3 protein-coding genes are annotated in these 3,092 nt (G+C 64.5%); 2 read left to right on the top strand and 1 reads right to left on the bottom strand.

Translation table 11 applies throughout. From position 1 onward, the window contains the following. The coding region (locus tag ACLP9N_RS38210; RefSeq protein WP_442412260.1) for a hypothetical protein at positions 1-1,663 on the top strand (1,663 nt) is incomplete at its 5' end. Between the two features lie 97 nt (positions 1,664-1,760). Here ACLP9N_RS38210 and ACLP9N_RS38205 read toward each other — a convergent pair. Next, positions 1,761-2,219: an NgoMIV family type II restriction endonuclease gene (locus ACLP9N_RS38205; RefSeq protein WP_442412259.1), complete on the bottom strand. Its 459-nt coding sequence runs from the start codon at positions 2,217-2,219 to the stop codon at positions 1,761-1,763. Here ACLP9N_RS38205 and ACLP9N_RS38200 point away from each other — a divergent pair. After that, the coding region (locus ACLP9N_RS38200; protein WP_442412258.1) for a DEAD/DEAH box helicase at positions 2,130-3,092 on the top strand (963 nt) is incomplete at its 3' end. The two genes, ACLP9N_RS38205 and ACLP9N_RS38200, sit on opposite strands and share 90 nt — an antisense overlap.

The raw sequence follows: 3,092 nt of genomic DNA, 5'->3' as shown, positions 1-3,092 counted from the left end.
GCGCATTCTGATTGACGCGGCCGCGTTGACCTATGCCCGGCAGCGGCAGCGACCGGCCAGCCCGGCAGCGTTGGCCAAGCGGTTGATGCCCAACTTCAACATCGTTCCCACCATTGCGTTGATCTCCGATGTTCTACTCGACGCGATCACGCAGCCTGATCGGCGTTATGTGCTTTCCACACCGCCGAGGTCGGGTAAATCGTTGCTTTGCTCAGTCATCGGCCCGCTGTTCGCGTTGATGCTCGACAACGACGCCTCGGTGATCGTGAAGTCCTATGCCGACACCCTGGCGTTGGAGCATTCTGGTCAGGCGCGCCGACTGGTCACCGAGTACAGCGACCTACTGGGCTTCGAGGTCGATGCGTCCAAGAGTGCCGTCGACAGGTGGTTGGTGACCGGACACCGGGGCGGTGTGCTCAGTGGTGGCATCATGTCAGCCACAACGGGTTTCGGCGTATCCAGCGGAGGTCTGCTGGTGGTCGACGACCCGATCAAGGGTGCCGCCGAGGCTGACAGTCCGGCCTATCGCCGCCGTCTGCTGTCGACGTTTCGGGCCGACCTGATGAGCCGCTTACACCCCGGCGCGGGCTGTGTGGTGTTGGCGACCAGGTGGAGCGCCGACGACCTGATCGGCAGCCTGAGCAGCGAGAACGACACCCGCTGGACGTATATCAATATCCCGGCCATCAGCACCCCCGGGGTGCCCGATGTCCTGTGCCGCCCTCCCGGAGTGGCCGTGATCAGCGCCCTCGGTCGCGATCTCGAAGGCTTCGCCGAGATCCGCCGGGCAGTAGGCAGCCGCGCATGGGCAGCGTTGTATTTAGGCAGTCCGAGCACCGACGAGGGCTCGCTGATCCGGGCCGAATGGATCGAGTCGCACCGGCTCCCGGCTGCACCTGCCAGACCCAGCAGGATCGTCGTGGCGATCGACCCTGCAGACACCGGCGTGAACGACGAGACCGGCATCATCGGCGCGTCGCTGGCACCGGATGGCACCGTGTGCCTGATCGCCGACGTGAGCGAGCAGCTCACCTCGGATGCGTGGGCCAACCGTGCTGCTGCGTTGGCGATCACCCTGGGCGCGAGTGCGATCCACGTCGAAGGCTTCTCGGCGGCGACGACCTACGTCCGGCTGGTCTCCGAGGCGCTGCGCCGCCAGCGGCCACCGCACCACATCACGGTGTCGAGCTGGCCGCCGAAGGGCCGCGCCCGCGTCGGTGACGCCCTGGCACGCTCGGCGGGCCTGCTGGCCGCGTTGGAGAACGGACGCTGTGCGATCGCGGGTCACCTGCCCGATCTTGAAGCCGCGATGGTCGGTTGGCAGCCGGGCGCTCACCAACCTGACCGTGTGGCGGCTGCGGTGATCGCCTTCGACACGCTGGCCGATGCCGCCGGGCAGCGGTGGTCGTTCGCGGTCCCGGTCGGCACGATTGGCGGCTTCGCCCGCGCGCTGACCGGCAGGCGCGACCTCGACGAGCTGGTGGCCGGGGCGGCGGCTGCGAGGGCCGATGCAGCAGCCCGCGACAGCGACGGGGCGCAGGTCACGGCGATGTCCGACTACGTCGCTCAGCGCGACAGCACCTTGGCCCGGGGCATCGACGGCAGCGGCCCGACGCCGTTCGGTCCCGGCTATGACCCGCTGGCGGGTCTGCGGTTTCGCTGAGATCGACTGTGCGGCACCAGTCATGGCGGCGCTGGCGCAGGAACGCTATCGCAGCCGGGGCGGCATACCTTTCGTGCGCATAGGGCGAAAAGGCGATTCATGCTGAGGGAACTCGCATCACCTCGTAAACCAGGTCGTCGTAGTCCCGAAGACGTTTCTGCATCATGAGGCGGTTGAAGATTTGCCCCGGTGACCAGCGAGGCCCCCTGCGCCTCGCCACAGTGTCAATCGAGTCCGACAGCGCGGCGAGGTCGAGGTGGTAGACGAAATCTATAGCTCCCGAACCGTCTGCGAGAATCCGCAACATCGCGGGCCGAGGCTCGATTGTGATCACACCGAAGTGCGGCATCCGACCGCGACGCTGAGCGACCAGTTTGTTTCCCTGCGATACGCAGTCCTGTGCTCGGTCAGTTCTAAGAGACCATTTCGATGAAAGCGCAGTCGCAAGTTCGTCCAACTCGCCGTCATGTGGGATTGCAACCGAGATATGTGGGGCAACAGAAATGCGAGCCTCAACGAATGTGGGGTTGTTGTGGCCGGCGTTCAAAAACTGCACGCCGCGGTGCGCGGGACAGGTCGCGAATTAACGCCAGAAGACGTAGAGATCCTCGGCGAGTCAACCGGTGTAGTCGTCATCGACGAAGCGCATCGGGCCCTGGCGCCGAGTTACACGGGTGTGCTCAACTCTTTTGGCATCGACTTCCGCCGCAAGCGCTCCGCTACGGCGCTCTTCGGGCTCACGGCCACACCTCGCCGGGCAAGTGCGGACGAAACGAGCAGGCTTCATCGGCGATTCCACAACCGGATTCTGCACGCTCCAAGCCTCGGAGCCGACCCCGTGCAGACGCTGAGAGCTCAGAGCGTTCTGGCTCAGGTGCAGTTCGAGAGTCTTGACTACAGCGCAAAGCGAATTGATCTGGCGACCAACAGTTCCTACGCCCGGTACTACGAGGATTTCGACGACGTCCATCCGGCCGTGCTGAAGAAGCTCGGCGAGGAGCACCGCAGAAACCGTCGGATACTCGAAAGGCTGCTCCAGCTAGATCCGCGATGGTCGGTCTTGCTCTTTGCCTGCTCCATTCAGCACGCGCAGGCGATGGCCAGCCTTCTGCAGCGAAATCGCCGCTCTGCAGCATGTGTTCTCGGTACGACTAGACCGGCGGTACGGCGAGCACTCATTGAACGATTCCGGGACGGCCACCTATCCGTGTTGAGCAACTATGGGGTACTGACCACTGGCTTTGACGCACCCAGCGTGCGATGCGTGGTGGTGGCACGACCCACCACAAGTCGGATCCTTTATGAGCAGATGGTCGGACGCGGGATGAGGGGACCGGAGTTCGGCGGGACGAATCGGTGCCTTGTCGTAGACGTCGACGACAACATTCAGTGGAGAGACCGGCCAGCGGCGATCGACTATCGGTGGCTT

It is taken from the genome of Mycobacterium sp., assembly GCF_052144515.1.
GTDB lineage: Bacteria > Actinomycetota > Actinomycetes > Mycobacteriales > Mycobacteriaceae > Mycobacterium.
The sequence above is the reverse complement of the archived record's forward strand: the minus strand, read 5'-3'. Positions and strand labels throughout refer to the sequence as shown.